Source organism: Streptomyces sp. NPDC046308, assembly GCF_055588065.1.
This window is the reverse complement of record NZ_JBVJFB010000005.1, coordinates 534,605-550,574: the sequence shown is the minus strand read 5'-3', so window position 1 is coordinate 550,574 and position 15,970 is coordinate 534,605. Positions and strand designations below refer to the sequence as shown.

Genomic DNA, 15,970 nt, shown 5'->3' with positions numbered 1-15,970 from the left:
CGACGCGGTAACGCGGTAACGCGTCTTCGCGGTGGGCAGTGACCGGGAGCGGCCCTCCACACCGTGGAGGGCCGCTTCGTCGTGCGTGCGCGCATCAGGGCCGTGAGCCCAGCTCCGCGACGATCGAGGCGGGGGTGTGACCGCTTCCGTCCGACAGTCGGTGGAAGTCGACGGAGACGTAGTTCGGATCGCGGCCCCCGGTGGCCGTCCGGCACTGCCCGGCGATGCGGTCCCTCAGTTTGGCGCCGTTGTCCAGGGCCGCCGTCATGACGGTGGGCACATTGCGGTGGTGGCTCATGGTGAACAGCCTTCGGAATCCCGGCTCCTGACGGTCCAGGGGCACGTCGGGCCAGCGGCTGACGCAGCCGAGGTCGTTGCCCAGGTCGCCGAGGCTCCAGTAGTTGCTCACCGTCCAGGACTTGTCGTACATGACGCCCAGGTGCTCGCGGTCGGAGCGGTCGGAGAAGATCAGCAGCCGCTTGCCGGCGGTGACGAGGTCGGCCACCTTGGGCCAGCCGTGCTCGCGCACGCCCCAGTCGTCGGGCCGGAACACCATCTCGGGCAGCCCCCGGACCCGGCCGAGGGACTGCGCCAGCTGCCCGGCGCTGACGTAGTCCTCCAGGAAGACGGTCACGACCTCCTGCGGATGGGCGGCGAGGAAGTCCACCACGGTCTGCATCGTGCCGTGGAAGGACTGCCGGGGGAGCGCGTACGTGGCGCCGGCGAAGGTCTTGCAGTCGCCGTGGCACAGGTAGACGTCGCTGGGGTAGCAGTCGCTGCCGAAGCTGATGACGCACAGCCAGGTGCTGCGCTCGTACCAGTGCGTGTCCAGGCTCAGGCCGCGGACGCCGTTGTCGAGCTGGGCGCGCACCGACTCGGCCTGGTTCACCGAACTCCAGCGGGAGTCCTCGTAGTTGGTGAAGGCGTTGTGGGTGGTGAGGAAGGCGGCCTCGTCCAGGCGCCGGTCGCCCCAGCGGGCGGCCGCGGCCTCGGCGGCGCTCGTGCCCGCCGGGGCGGCGACGGGGACGGGGGCGCGGGTCGGGGCCGAGGCGGCCGGGGCGGTCGCCGCGCCGAGGAGGGCCAGCAGCAGGAGGCCGACGAAGGCGTGCCGGGCGGTACGTCCCCGACGGCGCCCGCGCATGCTTAACATGCTCATGTCAATCATGGGGCGGAGGGTAGCGCGCCGGCCCGCGGATGCGGAGTACCCGTACGCACCTGGTTCCGCGGGGCCACGGGAGGGCGGCGTCGCGCACGCCGAACCCTCCCGCGCCCCGGCCGGATCAGGCGGGCGTCGCGGTGAGCGCGCCCTTGCGCACGGCCGGTGTGACGAACCGGAGTCCCCGCTCCGGCAGCGGGTTCTCCCGCGCGGGCGCCGCCGCGGCGGTGCCCGTCAGCAGTTCGACGAGGGACGTGCGGGCGCGGGCGACGCGCGAGCGGACGGTGCCGATGGGACAGCCGATGGCTTCGGCCGCATCGGCGTACGGCAGGCCCAGGAGCTGGGTGAGGACGAAGGCCTCCCGGCGTTCGGACGGGATCGTGGCCAGGAGTTCGGCGAGCGCGACGCCCTCGTCGAAGCCCGGCACGTCGTGCGGCTGGGTCTGCTCGGCGGCGGTCTGCCAGTCGTACCGGTCCGAGAGCCTGGGCCGTGCCGCGGCGTGGCGGAGGCTGTCGACGACGGTGCGGCGGGCGATGGACAGCAGCCAGGTGCGCGCCGAGGAGCGGCCCTCGAAGCGGGGAAGTGCGGCGAGGGCCCGCAGGAACACGTCCTGGGTGAGGTCGTCGGCGGCCTGGGTGTCGGCGCTGAGGTAGGCGACGTAGCGCCACACGTCGCGGTGCAGCGCGCGGACGAAACGGTCGGCCTTCGCGGGGTCGCCGTCGCGGGCCTCCAGGGCCAGTCGGGTCACCGCCGCGTCGGCGGTGTGCCGGTCCGGCCGCTCGACGGCGGGACGGTTCTGGGTGGTCAGGGCAGGAGTCATCGCCACAGGTCCTTCGGGGAAGGGGGACCGGCGCCGCGTGCGGGCGGGGCCGGTGAAGGGTGTACGGCCTGCCGGAGGGCAGGGCCGAGGCCCGAGGCGCGGAGGGCGGGCGCGAACGCGGGTGCCGACGCGTGCTCGGGGAGCCGGCTGTCAGACGACAGCGACTCCCGCCGGGGGACCCCGTGAGGTGATGGCGTGGACGAGGAGGAGCCGGCGCAGCGCGTGGCGCCGCCGGACGCGGCGTACGAGGACGCGCGGCGGGTGCGCGGTCGCGGCCGGGCGAAGAAGCAGGCGCAGCGGCGTCCAGAGCCATCCGGCGACGGCGCGCAGGATGCGGAAGGCGGCTCGCTCTCCGTAGGCGAGCCACAGGCCGCACAGCACCGCGGCCACGAGGTGGGCGGCGAGCATCGCCGTCGGCGACATGCCGCCGCCCATGTCGTGGCCCGCGCCCGGCATCGCAGGCCCCGCGGACACGGAGCCGGCCATCTCGTGCATGGCGTGGTGGCCGTGGGCGCCGGCCCCCGAGAACGCGGTGCCGGGCGGTGGCCGGAAGATCAGCCCGCCGACCCCGGCCTCGTCGACCACCTTCAGCGCCTCGCGCGGGGAGACGCCAGAGGTCGCCCCCTCTGCGCAGGTCAGGTACTGCGCCCACTGACGGGCGAACGAGGTGCCGGAGGGCAGGGACGGGTGGACCAGGGACTGGGCCAGGGAGAACCCCGCGTGGAGCCCGGCCTGGACGGTCACGGCCGCGGCCGTGACGGCGAGCAGCCCGCGCTCGCGTCCGGCGAAGGCCCAGGCCGCACCCGCCGTGCCGGCGAACGCGGCGGACAGGGCCCACCAGGGCACCGCCGTGCCCGACATCAGGATGTGGCCGGTGGCCGCGAGCAGCACGCAGAGGGCTGCGAACATCGCAGCCCGTACGACTCGTGAACATCGGCCCGGGTTCATGGCGGGGCTCATCCTCGCACCAGCGTCCGGGACTTCGAAGAAGGCTGCGCACTTCTGGACAAGTTCTGGTGGCCGGCCCGGCCGCGCCTTGAGCGCCCGCCCCCTGTGAGCCGGACCACACGACCCACGGGGAACCGGGAGCCCTTGCCGGCCGACTGACTGGCCGGTCGAAGGGATGTGCGCGCAGCGTGCGGAAGGGAGCCATCAGTGGCGGTGGAGGAACCCGCGACCGTGCCGGCGCATGCCGACGAGGGCACGGGAAGACCGCTGACGGCGCTGCTCACCTGCGCCATGGCGTTCTCGATGCTCCAGCTGTTCCTCCTCGGGGCCCTGGGCCCGCGGCTGGTGGACGAACTGGGAGTCTCGCCCGCGGTCCTCGGGCTGACGACGACGCTCGGCTTCGGGACGGCCGCGCTGCTGTCCCCGGCCGGCGGCCGGATCGTGGACCGGATCGGTCCGCGCCGCTCACTGGTCGTCCTGCTGGTGGTGTCGGCCGCCGCGCTCGCCCTGATCGGCGCCGCACCCGGCACCGGTGCGCTGCTGGGCGCCGTCGCACTGGGCGGCGTACCGCAGGCGCTGGCCAATCCCGCCACCAACAAGGCCATCATGCGCGTCGTCGCGCCGGCCCGGCGGGGCGCGGTGACCGGACTCAAGCAGTCCGGCGTGCAGCTCGGCGCCTTCGTGGCCGGGCTGCCCCTGGTCCTGCTGGCGGGCGGGATCGGCTGGCGGGGCGCGGTGTGGACGGCGGCGGGCGCGGCCCTCCTCGCCGCGGGGTGGGCGCTGCGGGCGCTGCCCGACGATCCCGCGCCGCCCCCGGCCGGCCCGCGCGGCCCGCTCGTCCCCCGCGGGATGGTCGCCTGGCTGGCGGCCTTCTCCCTGTTCCTCGGGGCCGGGATCGCCTCGGTCAACACCTACCTGGCCCTCTTCGGGGCGCAGCGCCTGGGGATGGGTCCGACCGCGGCCGGCGCCCTGGTCGCCGTACTGGGCGTGGCCGGGATCGCCGGCCGGATCGGCTGGTCGAAGGCGGCCAGGCCCGGACGGGCCGAGTGGCTGCCGGGATGGCTCGCCTGTGGCGCGCTGGGGGCGGCCCTCCTCCTGGGCGCCGCGCTCCTCGCGAGCCCGCTGGTGTGGCTCGGGGCCGTCGCCGTCGGGGTGTTCGCCGTGTCCGGGAACGCCGTGTCCATGGTGCTGGTCGTGCAGCGGGCCGCGCCGGGCCGGGCCGGACAGGACTCGGCGCTCGTCGCGGCCGGGTTCTTCGGCGGATTCGCCCTGGGGCCGCCGCTGTTCGGACTGCCGGCCGGGAGCGGCCGGTACGGCCACGGATGGCTGCTCGTCGCCGTGGAGTTCGCGGCGGCGGCAGCCGTCGCCTTCGCATGGGCCTCGCGGGACCGGCGGGAGACCGCCCCGTGAACGGCGCGGTGCCCACGGATTGGGCCGAAAACGCCCTCGCGGCCGTCATCGGGCGCGTGAGCGTGACCGAAGCCCAGGTCGGCGACCGCTTCCCGCTCTACGCGCGGCCCGACGACGGGCGGTGGACGACCACCGGCCGCGGTTCCTGGACCGGAGGCTTCTGGGCCGGGCTGCTGTGGCTGCGGGCCCGCCACACCGGTACCGACGCCGACCGGCGGGCCGCCGCCGCGTGCACGGCCCGGCTCGCTCCCTGGGCCGACGCCGACACCGCCACCCGGGGGCTGATCTTCTGGTACGGGACCTCGCTCGCCGGGGCCGACGGCGAAGCCGCCCGGCTGCGGGAACGGGCCGCCCGGGCCTGCCTGTCCGCCTACGACCCCGAACTCGGCCTGGTCCCCTGGGGCGACGCGCTCGGCGGGCCCCGCCTGCTGGCCCGCGTGGACGGGGTACCGGGAATGGTGCCCCTGCTGGCGGGCGCCGACGCACGCGGAACGGCCGCCGCGGCGGCCCACCTCCACCGGCACCTCGACCTCTGCCTCGGCGCGGGCGCCGAGCGGCACCCCTGGCTGTGGCCGGCCCGGCTGTTCGACGAGAGCACCGGATGGCAGCCGTGCGACGATCCCGCGCCGGGCTGGAGCCGCGGCCGGGCCTGGCTGCTCCTGGCCGTGGCCGACGCACTGGTGCGGCCCGACGTCGTGGGCGGGGCCCGCGCCCGGCTCGACGAGGCCACCGGACAGCTGCTGGCGCAAGGGGAGGTGCTCGCAGGTCGGCTGGTCCCGCCGGCCGACGCCTCCCGGCCCGCCGGCCCCCTGGACACGTCGGCCGCCGCGATCACCGCGGTGGCCCTGCTGAAGCTCGCACGGGTCCCGGGCCCCCGGGCGCAGGCGTGCTCGGACCGGGCCGTGGCCATCCTGAACCGCCTGGCGCAGGCGCACCTGACCGGTGCGTGCTCCGGCCGTCCACCGGGGATGCTCCTGGACGGCTGCTACGACGCGGCGAAGGGGCTGGCCGTCCGGCACGAGCTGATCTGGGGCGACTTCTTCCTCGCGCTCGGCCTGGCCGCCCTGGACGGCCTGGTCGACATCACCCGCGCGTAGCGGGCCCCGGGCCGTAGTCGCGCAGGACGCGGCGGGCCACGGCGGTGATGTGGAGTTCGTCGGGGCCGTCGAGGATCCGGGCGGCGCGGCCCGTACGGAAGAGGGCGGGCAGCGGGGTGTCCGGACCGAGCCCGGCGGCGCCGTGGACCTGGATGGCCGAGTCCGTGACCTGCTGGAGCATCCGCGCGGCGGCCACCTTGGCGAGCCCCACCTCCGTACGGGCGTCCCGCCCGGACGCGATCAGGTCCACCGCCTCGCGGACGAGGGGCCGGGTGGTGCGCAGCGCGAGCAGGGCGTCGAAGACGTGCTGCTGGACCAGCTGCTGGTCGGCGAGGGGCCCACGGGACCCGTTGCGGGTGGCGGCCCGCTCGCACATGAGGTCGAAGGCCCGCCGGGCCTGGCCCAGCCAGCGCAGGCAGCGCAGCGTACGGCCGAGCAGCAACCGCTCACCCGCGACGGCGAGGGCGTCGCCGGGCTCGCCGAGGAGGTGGTTGGCGGGCACCCGGACCCGGTCGAGGGCGATCTCGTACTGACCCGCCCCACCGAGCACGGGGAGTTCGCGCACCACCCGGAAACCGGGAGAGGAGGTCGGCACCAGGAGCAGGGAGAGCCCGGCGCGGTCCCCGGCGCTCCCGCCGGTGCGGGCCATCACGGTCACCAGGTCGGCGCCCGCGGCGCCCGAGGTGAACCACTTGCGGCCGGTCACCCGCCAACTGCCGTCCGCCAGGCGCTCGGCGGCGGTCGCGGTCGAGAACGGGTCGGTGCCCGGCACGTCCGGCTCCGTCATGGCGTAGCAGGTACGCATCTCCCCGGAGACCAGCCGTTCCAGGTACTCCTCGCGGACCCGGGGCGTGCCGTGGCGGGCCAGCATGGTGACGTCGAGCAGCGGAGCGGAGCCGAGCGCGGCGGGGCCGTGGTCACTGGCGCCCTCCTCCTCGGCCACCGCGGCGTACGCGGCGAAGGACAGGCCGCCGCCGCCCAGTTCGGCCGGGAGCGGGAGCGCCCAGAGCCCGTCCGCGCGGGCCTGCCGCCCCAACTCGGCGAGTGCCTCGGCCGCCGCCGGGCCGCCGGCGTCCAGCACGTCCTCCCGAGGGATCACCCGGCCGCGGACGAAGGCCGCGATCCGGTCCCCCAACTCACCGCCCTGGAGGGGGGCTTGGGTGGGCGTGTGTGGATCCGTCACTGTTTTCCTCCTCATTCCCGGGAACGCGTGGGAACGGTTGTCCGACTGTCTGTCCGTGGAACTGGTCGGGCGCGGACGCCCCCCGGTTCCTCGCGTATCGCACGAACCGGGCGACGGCCACCGCCGCGCCGGGAGAGGAGAGGCATGGCGTCACCAGCCACCACGCAGACGGTCCGGCCGCTCGACACACTGCGCTTCGACACCTCGGGACCCCCGCAGATCACAGGTGTGGTCGCCGACCACCTCCGCATGCTCGGCGCGAGCGGCGGCCCTCGTGGCCAGGAGGCTCCGCCGGACCGCATCACGCTCACCGGCGGCGGCTTCGCACCGGCGCACGCGGTCGCCACCTGGGCGGGCCGCGAGAGCGGGCTCGTCGACGAGGCGACCGTGCAGGCCGCCACCGGCATCATGGCCGTGCACGGCCGCCGGGACGGCGCCCCACGGGGACTCGCCGCCGACTACGCGGCCACGGCCACCGCCGTCCTGACCGTGCAGGGGCTGCTCGCCGGCCTCATCGGCCAGGCCCGCGGAGGAGCCGCCGCCCGGGTCGCCACCCGCGCGGACCGGGCGGGTCTGCTGACGGTGTCCCAGTACCTCGCCGCCGCCGGAGCCGACGAGGGCGAAGCCGCCGAACTCGCCGCCGGGGGGCCGCCCTTCCGCTCCGCCGAGGGCGTCCTCTTCGAACTGGAAACCCTCGACCCGGGTGCCTGGGCCGCCTTCTGGCGTGCGCTGGAGGCGCCCGCCGACGCGATGCGGGCAGGCTGGCGACCCTTCCAGTTCCGGTACGCCACCGCCTGCGCGCCCTTCCCGGCAGCCCTCCACGAGATCACCCGGGCCACTCCCATGACGGGCATCCGGCGGGCAGCGGCCCTCTCCGGCGCCGAGGTGTGCGTCCTGCGCACGCTCGGGGAGAGGGCGCTGGAGGACGACGGCGCCGCCCCGTGGGCGCTCCGGCTCCTCGGGCCGGAAGCCGGCCGTGGGAACGGGGGTCGCACCGGGCGCGAAGACACGCGCGAAGACCGCCTCGCCGCGGCCCGGCCGCTGGCCGGACTGACCGTCCTGGAGGCCGGCCGGCGCATCCAGGCCCCGCTCGCCGCACACCTGCTGGGCCTGCTGGGCGCCGAGGTGATCCGGATCGAGCCGCCGGGCGGCGACCCGCTGCGCGGCATGCCGCCCGCCTGCTCCGGGATCTCCGCGCGCTGGCTCGCCCTCAACCGCGGCAAGCGGGCCGTGGAGATCGACATCAAGGCCGACGCGGACCGGCGCCGCCTGCGCGAGATGGCCGCGGACGCCGACGTCTTCCTGCACAACTGGGCCCCGGGCAAGGCCGCCGAACTCGGCCTGGACCACGACGACCTCGCGGCGGTGAACCCCGCTCTGGTCTACGCGTACACCAGCGGCTGGGCCGACCGGCTCGACGACGCCCCCATGGGCACCGACTTCATGGTCCAGGCCCGCACCGCGGTCGGCGAGGCCGTCCGCCCCCAGGACGAGCCCCCGGCCCCCTCGCTGATGACCCTCCTCGACGTCCTCGGCGCACTGCACGGCACCGAGGCGGTCCTCGCCGGACTCCTCCTGCGCGAACGCACCGGCCACGGCGTCCGCGTCGACTCCTCCCTGCTCGGCGCCGCCGACACCCTGACCGCCCCCGCCCTGCGACGCGCGGCACGCGGCGAGAACCCCCGGCGGCCGGCCGGATTCCGGCGCCCCCTGCCCACGGCCGACGGCTGGATCGCCCCGACCGACGAGTCCGCCCCCGCCGCGGGAGCGTACGACCTGCGCGAACTGCCCACCGCGGACGCCCTCGAGCAGCTGCGGCAGCACGGCCTGACGGCCACCGCCGTCACCACCGAACTCGCCGACCTGCACCACGACCCGCGCTTCACCGGCTCGATCAGCCGCGACACGCACGGCGCCCCTGCTGTTCCCGACCCCTGGAGCTTCGGATGACCGTCGAACTGAACGACCTGCTGCCCGCCGACCTCCGCCGCTCCTGGGTGGTCGACGGCACCTGCCCCGACCTCGACCTCTACAGCCTGTTCCGGGCCCGGCAGATCGCCGACCTGCACGCCACCGCCGTCATCGACGCCAAGGGTCCCCTCTGTTACACCGCGCTCGACCGCAAAGTCCGATGTCTGGCCAGCGGCCTGCGGGACCTCGGCATACGCGCCGGCGACGTGGTCGCCGTCCAGCTCCCGAACAACCGGAACGCCGTCATCGCCGACCTGGCCCTGGCCGCCCTCGGCGCGGTGGCCCTGCCGTTCCCCGTCGGCCGCGGCAGCCTGGAAGCGGAATGCCTGCTGCGCCGCGCCGAGGCCGTCGCCGTGATCGCCGCGACCGAGCACCGCGGCAGCCGGCACGCCGCTGACCTGCACACCCTGGCACCGGCCCTGCCCGCCCTCCGGCACGTGATCGCCGCCGGAACCGGGACGGCCCCCGAGGGAACGATCGCCTTCTCCGCCCTGCTGCGCTCCGACGCCAGCGCCTTCGTACCGGCCCGGCCCGACCCGGACGGCGCGGCCCGCATCCTCGTCTCCTCCGGTTCCGAAGCCGAGCCGAAGATGGTCGCGTACTCGCACAACGCCCTCGCCGGCGGTCGCGGCAACTTCCTCGCCTCGCTGATGCCCGACGGGACCGCGCCGCGCTGCCTGTTCCTGGTGCCGCTCGGCTCCGCCTTCGGCTCCAACGGGACGGCCGTCACCCTGGCCCGGCACGGCGGCACGCTCGTCCTCCTCGACCACTTCACCCCGGAAACGGCCCTCGCCGCGGTGCGCGAACACGCGCCCACGCACATCCTCGGCGTACCGACCATGGTGCGGATGATGCTGGACCGGCTCGAAGGCGACGACGACCCGCTGCCCGCCCCCACCGCCCTCGTCCTCGGCGGCTCCGCGCTCGACGAGCGCACGGCCACGGACGCCGCCCGCGCCTTCGGCTGCCCCGTCGTCAACCTCTACGGCTCGGCCGACGGCGTCAACTGCCACACCGGCCTGGACCACGACACCCCGCCCGCGGACGGCCAGGGGGTCGTCGCCGGGCGCCCCGACCCCCGGGTCGCCGAGATCCGCATCGCCGACACCGAGACGCACGAGCCGCTGCCGGACGGCCGGGTCGGGGAGATCATCGCGCGCGGCCCGATGACCCCGCTGTGCTACGTCGCCTCCCCGGACCTCGACGCCCGCTACCGGACCCCCGACGGCTGGGTCCGCACCGGAGACCTCGGCTTCCTCGACGAGGCGGGCACCCTGCACATCGTCGGTCGGCTCAAGGACATCGTCATCAGGGGCGGCGCCAACATCAGCCCCGCCGAGGTCGAACGCCAGCTGGCCTCCCACCCGCTGGTGCGCGACGTGGTGTGCGTCGGCGTTCCGGACCCGGTGATGGGGGAGAGGCTGGCGGCCTGCGTCGTACCCCGCACGGCGCAGGCGCCCTCCCTGGAGGAGATCGGCGCGCACCTCGCGGAGCGCGGGCTGGAACAGCGCAAGTTCCCCGAGCGGCTCCTGATCGTCGCCGAACTCCCGCTGACCCCGGCGGGCAAGCCCGACCGGGCCGCCCTGCGCGCGTGCCTGGCCGACGTACGCCCGCTGCCGGAAGTCGGAAGCGTCCCGCTGGCCCAGGCGGGATGAGGGGGCGGGGGGGCCGGCCGACACCGAGCCGGCCGGCCCCCCTCGAGCACGACGGGAGGGCACGCGCCGAGCGCGTGCCCTCCCGTCGTCACCGCGCCTGGCGGCTCGGGTCAGGGGGCGCCCATGGCCTTCTTGAGCTCGGCCGCCGCGTTGCGGTAGACCGGCAGGAGGTCGAGGTCGTCGCCCGGATAATTGACGATCTTGACCTGCTTGGCGCCGGAGTCGGGCAGGACCGTGCCGGTGGACATGTGGGCGTTGTCCAGGACGAGCGCCGGCTTCTTCGCGGACAGGTCAGCGAGCTGCGACGGGGTGACGGCCTCCGGCCCGAACGTGCCCACGGGCGTGGCCCCGGCGAGCTTCGCGGCCCAGCCGGTGAAGACCTGGGAGACGACGGAGGGGCTCTTGCCGCCGGGCCAGGCCGCCCGCACGTCCTGGTTCAGCTTCGCGTACTCCGTGTCGAAGCCGGTCTTCCACTGCGTGGCGGCGCCCGCCGTGCCGAAGAGGGCGCCCAGCCTGTCGACCTCGGCCTTGACCTTGTCGGGGTCGTTGTCGAGGTTGACCTCGACCAGCTTCGCCTTGGAACCCGCGGCCTCCTTGATCTTCGCCGCGTACGGCTCGAAGGGCGCGTAGAGCACGAAGTCGGCCTTGGCGACGGCGGCGAGGTCCGAGGGCTTCGGGTCGTAGTCGGGGGCGTGGTGCACGGACTGCGGGACGATGACCTTGACGTCCTGGGCGCCGGCGGCCCGGGCGAAGGCACCCTCCCAGGTGGTGGTCACGACCACCACGGGCTTGTCCTTGGCGGCCGGGGCGCCGGCCGGCGCCGGGCTGTCGCCGGCCGCACCGCTGCCGGCGCCGCCGTCGTCTCCGCAGCCGGCCGTGAGGAGGACCGCCGCGCTCAGTGCGAGGAGGGAAGGGATACGGCCGCGGGTGCGCGCCATGTGCTGGTTCTCCGTTCGGGTATGAAGTGCACGGCGAGGACGAGTGCCCCCGCCGTCAGGACGAGGACCGGGCCGGGAGGCCAGTCCAGCCACAGGGCCAGCAGGAACCCCGTCAGGTTGACGACGACGCCGATGCCGACCGCCCAGAGGGTGATCGACCGCAGCGAGTTGCCGAGGCGACGGGCCGCGAGCGCGGGCAGCAGCGTCAGCGCGTCGACGAGCAGGGCTCCGGTGAGTTTGATGGCGCCGGCGACCGCGACGGCGACGAGGACCAGGAGGACCGCCGTCAGCGCCCGCACGGGCACGCCGGCACACTGGGCGAGTTCGCGGTCGTGGAGGAGCAGGCCGATCTCGCGCCGCCGCCACCAGAACAGGCCGGGGACCACGACGGCGAGCACCCCCAGGACCACGAGATCGGCGGTGCCCACCGACAGGATCGACCCCCAGAGCAGGGCGAACGCGCCGGAGGCGTTGACGCCCGACACGGCGAGCAGCAGGAGGGCCGCCGCGATGGCCAGGCTCATCAGCAGCCCCATCGCCCCCGACAGCCCGTCCGGGGTGCGGGCGAGCGGTGCGACGCCCGCGCCGGCCAGGGCGCAGGCCACCAGCGCGCACAGCATGGGGTCGAGGCCGGTGAGCAGGCCGACCGCGATGCCGAGCAGGGCGACGTGCATCATCGCGAACCGGACCGGCATGATGTCGAGCCCCACGATGACCACCCCGATCACCGGCAGCCCGACGGCGGCCAGCAGCAGGGCGATGCCCGCCCGCTGCACGGGCAGGAGTTGCAGGAGCGCGCCCAGGTCGGCGGTGGCGAGCGTCATCGGACCTCCCGCAGCCGGCCCGCGGCCATCTCCAGCACCCGGTCGCAGCGCCGGGCCAGTGCGCGGTCGTGCGTCACCACGACGAGGGTCACCGGCAGGGAGGTGAGCACGTCCGCCGCCTCCTCCTGGCCGTCGAAGTCGAGGGCGGCCGTCGGCTCGTCGGCCAGGAGCACCTGTGCCCCCGCGGCGACGCAACCGATCGCCCGGGCCAGGTACATGCGCTGCAACTGGCCCCCGGAGAGGGTGTGCAGGGGCCGCCCGGTCAGCGGACCCACCCCGAGCCGGTCCGCCGCCTCGGCCGCGTCCGCCGCGGCGCCGCTGCTCGCCAGCAGCTCGGCGCCGAGCAGCGGGAAGCGCCCCGCGGCCGGCTTCTGCGGGATCCAGGCGCAGGCCCGGCGCCGCCACGCCCACTCCGCGGCCGAACCGGTGCCGCGTCCGCCGACCGTGATCGCGCCCGACACCTGCCGGTGGAGGCCGAGCACGGCGCGCAGCAGCGTGGTCTTGCCCGAACCGTTCGTTCCGGTCAGGGCCACCCGCTCACCGGCCGCGATCTCCAGATCCACGTCGGCGACGGCCTCCACCCGGCCGTGCCGGCAGCCCACTTCGCGCAGGTGGACGTCCAGCCCGCCCATCTCTCGTCCCTCGATCCTCTGCAGCAGGATGACTTCGGCGCGGTGTCCGCCCCGTACGGGGGAGTAGTCGGCCGGGGCGGGCCCCGGGTTCCCGCGATCGGCGAGATGGACGAAATCGGCGGGACCGGCGACACCGGCGGGACCGGCGGGACCCGCGAGGTCCGTGACGAGCGTCGGCTCAGCTGCCCGGCCGCACGACGAACGCCACGGCCTGGACGGGTCCGCTGTTGCGGAAGTGCAGGACGAAGGGCACGGCGTCCCCCACCCGCCACCGGCCCTTGACCGTCATCATCACGTCCAGCGTGCTCGGGGTCATCTCCAGCGTCGAGCCGGCGGGGATCTCCGCCGAGGGGACCATGCGCATGGAATCCGCCCCCGCGCCGCTCTCGTGCCGGCTCAGCATCACCGACTCGACGACGGGGGAGGTGACGGAGACCAACCGGTCCCCGGACCCACCGGTGTTGGTGATCCGGAAGAACGCGGCGGTGCGCTCCCTGTCGGCGTACGGCAGGAACACCCGCCCGATGCCGACCTCGATCCGGGCCGGGGTGCCCGCGGCTCCCGCCGTGGTCCACGCGGTCAGCCCGACCAGGGCGGTGAGGCAGGCGGTCACCGGTGCGAGTACGGCGATCAGCCCTTCGCGCAGCCGGCGGACGCCGGGCGACTCCCCGGCCGGGTACGTGGCCGAGGACGCGGGGGAGGAGGTGGGGGAGAGGGGATCGGTCATCGCTGAAAACCCTTTCGGCGGGGACGGGGTGACATGCCGCCGTGGCGCTTCGGCGCGGGCTGCCAGGCCCGCAGGCGCAGACTGTTGCCGACCACCAGCAGGGAGCTGGCGGACATCGCGGCGGCGGCGACCATCGGGTTGAGCCAGCCGACCGCGGCCAGGGGCACGGTGACCGCGTTGTAGCCGAACGCCCAGACGAGGTTGGCGCGGATCGTCCCCAGCGTGCGACGGGCCAGCCGGACCGCGTCGGCCACCGCCTCGATGTCACCGCGCACCAGCGTCACGTCGGCGGCGCCGATCGCCACGTCCGTACCGCTGCCCATAGCGATGCCGAGATCGGCGCGGGCCAGGGCGGCGGCGTCGTTCACCCCGTCACCGATCACCGCCACGCGGCGGCCCTCCGCCTTCAGGCGCGCCACCAACTCGGCCTTCCCCTCCGGAGTGCAGCGCGCGTGGACCGCGGAGATGCCGAGCTGCGCGGCGACCGCCAGGGCCGTGGCATCGCGGTCGCCGGTGGCCAGCACCGGTTCCACGCCCAGCCGGCGCATCCGGTCCACGGCCCGGTAGCTCCCGGGCCGCAGCACGTCCCCGAGGGTGATCAGGGCCTCGTCGAAGCCGTCCACCCGGACCAGGACGGGAGTGAGCACGGACGCCTCCGCCTCGGCCAGCGCCTGCGCCAGCGACTTCGGCAGTCCGTCGTCGGGAGAGAGCAGGTCGATGCGCCGGCCCTCTACGAGCCCCGTGACGCCCGTCCCGGCCGTCGCCCGGAAGTCGGTGACCGGGGGCAGCGTGCCCCCGGGCAGCGCGCGCTGCGCGTACGCGGCGAGGGCGCGGCCCAGCGGATGCTCCGAGCCCTGCTCCACGGCCCCGGCCAGACGCAGGACCGCTTCGCGCCCGATGCCGCCGCTGACCGCGGTGACCTGGACGACGCTCATGTGTCCGGTGGTGAGCGTGCCGGTCTTGTCCAGGACCACGGTGTCGACGTGCCGCAGGGCCTCCAGCGCCTGCGGACCGCTGACCAGCACACCGAGCTGCGCGCCCCGGCCGGTCGCGGCCAGCAGCGCGGTGGGCGTCGCCAGCCCCAGCGCGCACGGACAGGCGACGACGAGGATCGCCACCGCCGCGGTCACGGCCGCCTGCGGGTCCGCCCCCGCGCCGAGCCAGAAACCGAGCACGGTGACCGCCAGAGCCAGGATGACCGGGACGAATACCCCCGCCACGCGGTCGGCGAGCCGCTGGGCCCGGGCCTTGCCCGCCTGGGCTTCGGTGACCATGCGGGTGATCCGGGCGAGCTGGGTGTCCGCACCGACCGCGGTGGCCCGTACGAGCAGCAGTCCACCGGCGTTGACGGCGGCGCCCACCACCTTGCGGTCCGGCCCCACTTCCACGGGCTCGCTCTCGCCGGTGACCAGGGACAGGTCCAGGGCCGAGCTGCCGGAGACCACCACACCGTCGGTGGCGACCCGTTCACCGGGCCGGACGAGGAACTCCTGCCCCACGCGCAGCTGTTCCACGGGGATCAGCCGCTCCCTGCCGTCCTCGCGCACGGTCACGTCCTTGACGGCGAGCCCGGCCAGTGAGCGCAGGGCCGCGCCGGTGCTCCGCCGGGCCCTCCCCTCCAGATGACGGCCGGCCAGGACGAACAGGGGAACTCCGACGGCGGCTTCCAGGTAGACGTGCGCGACCTCCCCGCCCGCCGAGGGGAGGAAGGTGAACGGCATCCGCATGTCCGGATCGCCGGCGCCGCCGAGGAACAGCGCGTACAGGGACCAGGAGAACGAGGCGAGGACCCCGAGGGAGACCAGGGTGTCCATGGTGGCCGCCGCATGCCGCAGGCCGCGTACCGCCCGCAGGTGGAACGGCAGGGCGCTCCACACGACGACCGGAGCGGCCAGGGTGAGGCACAGCCACTGCCAGTTGCGGAACTGCAGGGCCGGCACCATCGACAGCACGAGGACCGGCAGGCAGAGCAGAGCGGTGACCGACAGCCTTTCGCGTTCCCGGCGTTCCTGGTGTTCACCGTCCGCCGGCGCCGCCGCGGGCGGGTCCTGCGCACGCGGCGCGGCGGCCGGCGGGGGCAGTTCGGCCGTGTAGCCGGAGCGTTCCACCGCCGCGACCAGGTCCTGGGCGGTGACGGCCGGCGGATGGCTCACCCGCGCCTTGCCGGTGGCGAGGTTGACCGTCGCGCTCACCCCGTCGAGCCGGGCCAGCCGCTTCTCCACCCGGTTCACACAGGCCGCGCACGTCATTCCGCCGACGATCAGATCGGTCGTCGTCAGGGTGCCGCCCGCCGTGTCCGCGGTCATCGGCCGCTCCCCGGATGCGTGCCGCCCATGCCGCCCGCGCCGCCGCCACCGTGCGAACCGCCGGTGGATCCGGTGCCGGTGCCGGTGCGGTGCAGGCCGGGCGCGACCGGCCCGGCGGCCGAACCCACCCCGTAGGAGAGGGCGAACAGGGCCGCCAGAAGCACGACGAAGCCCGCCAGGGCCGGTGGCGGCGCCCCACGCCGCCGGCCGCCGTCGGTGCGGGTCTCGGGTTGCCTACCGGTCATCGGCTCTCCAGATCCTGGGTACGGGTCGGCGCTGCGCCCGTCGTGGTCGTCCGCGCGG

At 75.4% G+C, this 15,970-nt stretch carries 14 protein-coding genes; 4 read left to right on the top strand and 10 right to left on the bottom strand.

What is annotated here, in order from left to right:
• Positions 1 to 94: 94 nt before the first annotated feature.
• The 3 genes from ACZ6JT_RS23230 to ACZ6JT_RS23220 all read right to left on the bottom strand — a co-directional run bounded on the left by ACZ6JT_RS23230 (position 95) and on the right by ACZ6JT_RS23220 (position 2,885).
• The gene (locus tag ACZ6JT_RS23230) at positions 95 to 1,141 is read right to left on the bottom strand and encodes a PI-PLC domain-containing protein (RefSeq protein ID WP_469212449.1); all 1,047 of its coding nucleotides are present in this window, start codon (positions 1,139 to 1,141) and stop codon (positions 95 to 97) included.
• Positions 1,142 to 1,280: 139 nt separating this feature from the next.
• The gene (locus ACZ6JT_RS23225; protein ID WP_469212447.1) at positions 1,281 to 1,976 is read right to left on the bottom strand and encodes a sigma-70 family RNA polymerase sigma factor; all 696 of its coding nucleotides are present in this window, start codon (positions 1,974 to 1,976) and stop codon (positions 1,281 to 1,283) included.
• A 150-nt stretch (positions 1,977 to 2,126) separates the two neighbouring features.
• Positions 2,127 to 2,885, bottom strand: a complete 759-nt coding sequence (locus ACZ6JT_RS23220) for a hypothetical protein (RefSeq protein WP_469212445.1) — start codon at positions 2,883 to 2,885, stop codon at positions 2,127 to 2,129.
• A 246-nt stretch (positions 2,886 to 3,131) separates the two neighbouring features.
• Between ACZ6JT_RS23220 and ACZ6JT_RS23215 the strand changes: the two genes are divergently transcribed.
• The gene (locus ACZ6JT_RS23215) at positions 3,132 to 4,334 is read left to right on the top strand and encodes an MFS transporter (protein WP_469212443.1); all 1,203 of its coding nucleotides are present in this window, start codon (positions 3,132 to 3,134) and stop codon (positions 4,332 to 4,334) included.
• Positions 4,335 to 4,390: 56 nt separating this feature from the next.
• Positions 4,391 to 5,431 (top strand): sugar ABC transporter permease, encoded by a 1,041-nt coding sequence (locus ACZ6JT_RS23210; RefSeq protein ID WP_469212441.1) that lies wholly within the window; start codon positions 4,391 to 4,393, stop codon positions 5,429 to 5,431.
• Here the strand turns inward: ACZ6JT_RS23210 and ACZ6JT_RS23205 are convergent.
• Positions 5,418 to 6,614, bottom strand: coding sequence for an acyl-CoA dehydrogenase family protein (locus ACZ6JT_RS23205; protein WP_469212439.1), 1,197 nt, complete (start codon positions 6,612 to 6,614; stop codon positions 5,418 to 5,420). The genes ACZ6JT_RS23210 and ACZ6JT_RS23205 overlap by 14 nt on opposite strands.
• A 144-nt stretch (positions 6,615 to 6,758) precedes the next feature.
• On the opposite strand from ACZ6JT_RS23205, the gene ACZ6JT_RS23200 reads away from it, so the two are divergent.
• Positions 6,759 to 8,564 (top strand): CoA transferase, encoded by a 1,806-nt coding sequence (locus ACZ6JT_RS23200; RefSeq protein ID WP_469212437.1) that lies wholly within the window; start codon positions 6,759 to 6,761, stop codon positions 8,562 to 8,564.
• The gene (locus tag ACZ6JT_RS23195) at positions 8,561 to 10,240 is read left to right on the top strand and encodes a class I adenylate-forming enzyme family protein (protein WP_469212436.1); all 1,680 of its coding nucleotides are present in this window, start codon (positions 8,561 to 8,563) and stop codon (positions 10,238 to 10,240) included. The genes ACZ6JT_RS23200 and ACZ6JT_RS23195 overlap by 4 nt, the downstream gene beginning before the upstream one ends.
• A gap of 110 nt (positions 10,241 to 10,350) precedes the next feature.
• Here ACZ6JT_RS23195 and ACZ6JT_RS23190 read toward each other — a convergent pair whose 3' ends face one another.
• The 6 genes from ACZ6JT_RS23190 to ACZ6JT_RS23165 form a co-directional block, all read right to left on the bottom strand.
• Positions 10,351 to 11,178 (bottom strand): metal ABC transporter solute-binding protein, Zn/Mn family, encoded by an 828-nt coding sequence (locus ACZ6JT_RS23190; protein ID WP_469212434.1) that lies wholly within the window; start codon positions 11,176 to 11,178, stop codon positions 10,351 to 10,353.
• The gene (locus ACZ6JT_RS23185) at positions 11,136 to 12,002 is read right to left on the bottom strand and encodes a metal ABC transporter permease (protein WP_469212432.1); all 867 of its coding nucleotides are present in this window, start codon (positions 12,000 to 12,002) and stop codon (positions 11,136 to 11,138) included. The genes ACZ6JT_RS23190 and ACZ6JT_RS23185 overlap by 43 nt, the downstream gene beginning before the upstream one ends.
• Positions 11,999 to 12,634: an ATP-binding cassette domain-containing protein gene (locus ACZ6JT_RS23180; protein WP_469212430.1), complete on the bottom strand. Its 636-nt coding sequence runs from the start codon at positions 12,632 to 12,634 to the stop codon at positions 11,999 to 12,001. The genes ACZ6JT_RS23185 and ACZ6JT_RS23180 overlap by 4 nt, the downstream gene beginning before the upstream one ends.
• A 178-nt stretch (positions 12,635 to 12,812) precedes the next feature.
• Positions 12,813 to 13,361: a copper chaperone PCu(A)C gene (locus tag ACZ6JT_RS23175; RefSeq protein WP_469212429.1), complete on the bottom strand. Its 549-nt coding sequence runs from the start codon at positions 13,359 to 13,361 to the stop codon at positions 12,813 to 12,815.
• On the bottom strand, positions 13,358 to 15,667 hold the full coding sequence (locus ACZ6JT_RS23170; RefSeq protein ID WP_469212427.1) for a heavy metal translocating P-type ATPase: 2,310 nt from the start codon (positions 15,665 to 15,667) through the stop codon (positions 13,358 to 13,360). The genes ACZ6JT_RS23175 and ACZ6JT_RS23170 overlap by 4 nt, the downstream gene beginning before the upstream one ends.
• Positions 15,664 to 15,912, bottom strand: coding sequence for a hypothetical protein (locus ACZ6JT_RS23165; protein ID WP_469212426.1), 249 nt, complete (start codon positions 15,910 to 15,912; stop codon positions 15,664 to 15,666). Before ACZ6JT_RS23165 ends, ACZ6JT_RS23170 begins: the two co-directional genes overlap by 4 nt.
• Positions 15,913 to 15,970 lie beyond the last annotated feature (58 nt).

What these genes read in the sequence shown, in the direction of transcription:
- ACZ6JT_RS23230 (WP_469212449.1), bottom strand. Translation starts at nt 1,141, where the DNA reads ATGCGCGGGCGCCGTCGGGGACGTACCGCCCGGCACGCCTTCGTCGGC.
- ACZ6JT_RS23225 (WP_469212447.1), bottom strand. Translation starts at nt 1,976, where the DNA reads ATGACTCCTGCCCTGACCACCCAGAACCGTCCCGCCGTCGAGCGGCCG.
- ACZ6JT_RS23220 (WP_469212445.1), bottom strand. Translation starts at nt 2,885, where the DNA reads ATGTTCGCAGCCCTCTGCGTGCTGCTCGCGGCCACCGGCCACATCCTG.
- ACZ6JT_RS23200 (WP_469212437.1), top strand. Translation starts at nt 6,759, where the DNA reads ATGGCGTCACCAGCCACCACGCAGACGGTCCGGCCGCTCGACACACTG.
- ACZ6JT_RS23195 (WP_469212436.1), top strand. Translation starts at nt 8,561, where the DNA reads ATGACCGTCGAACTGAACGACCTGCTGCCCGCCGACCTCCGCCGCTCC.
- ACZ6JT_RS23190 (WP_469212434.1), bottom strand. Translation starts at nt 11,178, where the DNA reads ATGGCGCGCACCCGCGGCCGTATCCCTTCCCTCCTCGCACTGAGCGCG.
- ACZ6JT_RS23185 (WP_469212432.1), bottom strand. Translation starts at nt 12,002, where the DNA reads ATGACGCTCGCCACCGCCGACCTGGGCGCGCTCCTGCAACTCCTGCCC.
- ACZ6JT_RS23180 (WP_469212430.1), bottom strand. Translation starts at nt 12,634, where the DNA reads ATGGGCGGGCTGGACGTCCACCTGCGCGAAGTGGGCTGCCGGCACGGC.
- ACZ6JT_RS23175 (WP_469212429.1), bottom strand. Translation starts at nt 13,361, where the DNA reads ATGACCGATCCCCTCTCCCCCACCTCCTCCCCCGCGTCCTCGGCCACG.
- ACZ6JT_RS23170 (WP_469212427.1), bottom strand. Translation starts at nt 15,667, where the DNA reads ATGACCGCGGACACGGCGGGCGGCACCCTGACGACGACCGATCTGATC.
- ACZ6JT_RS23165 (WP_469212426.1), bottom strand. Translation starts at nt 15,912, where the DNA reads ATGACCGGTAGGCAACCCGAGACCCGCACCGACGGCGGCCGGCGGCGT.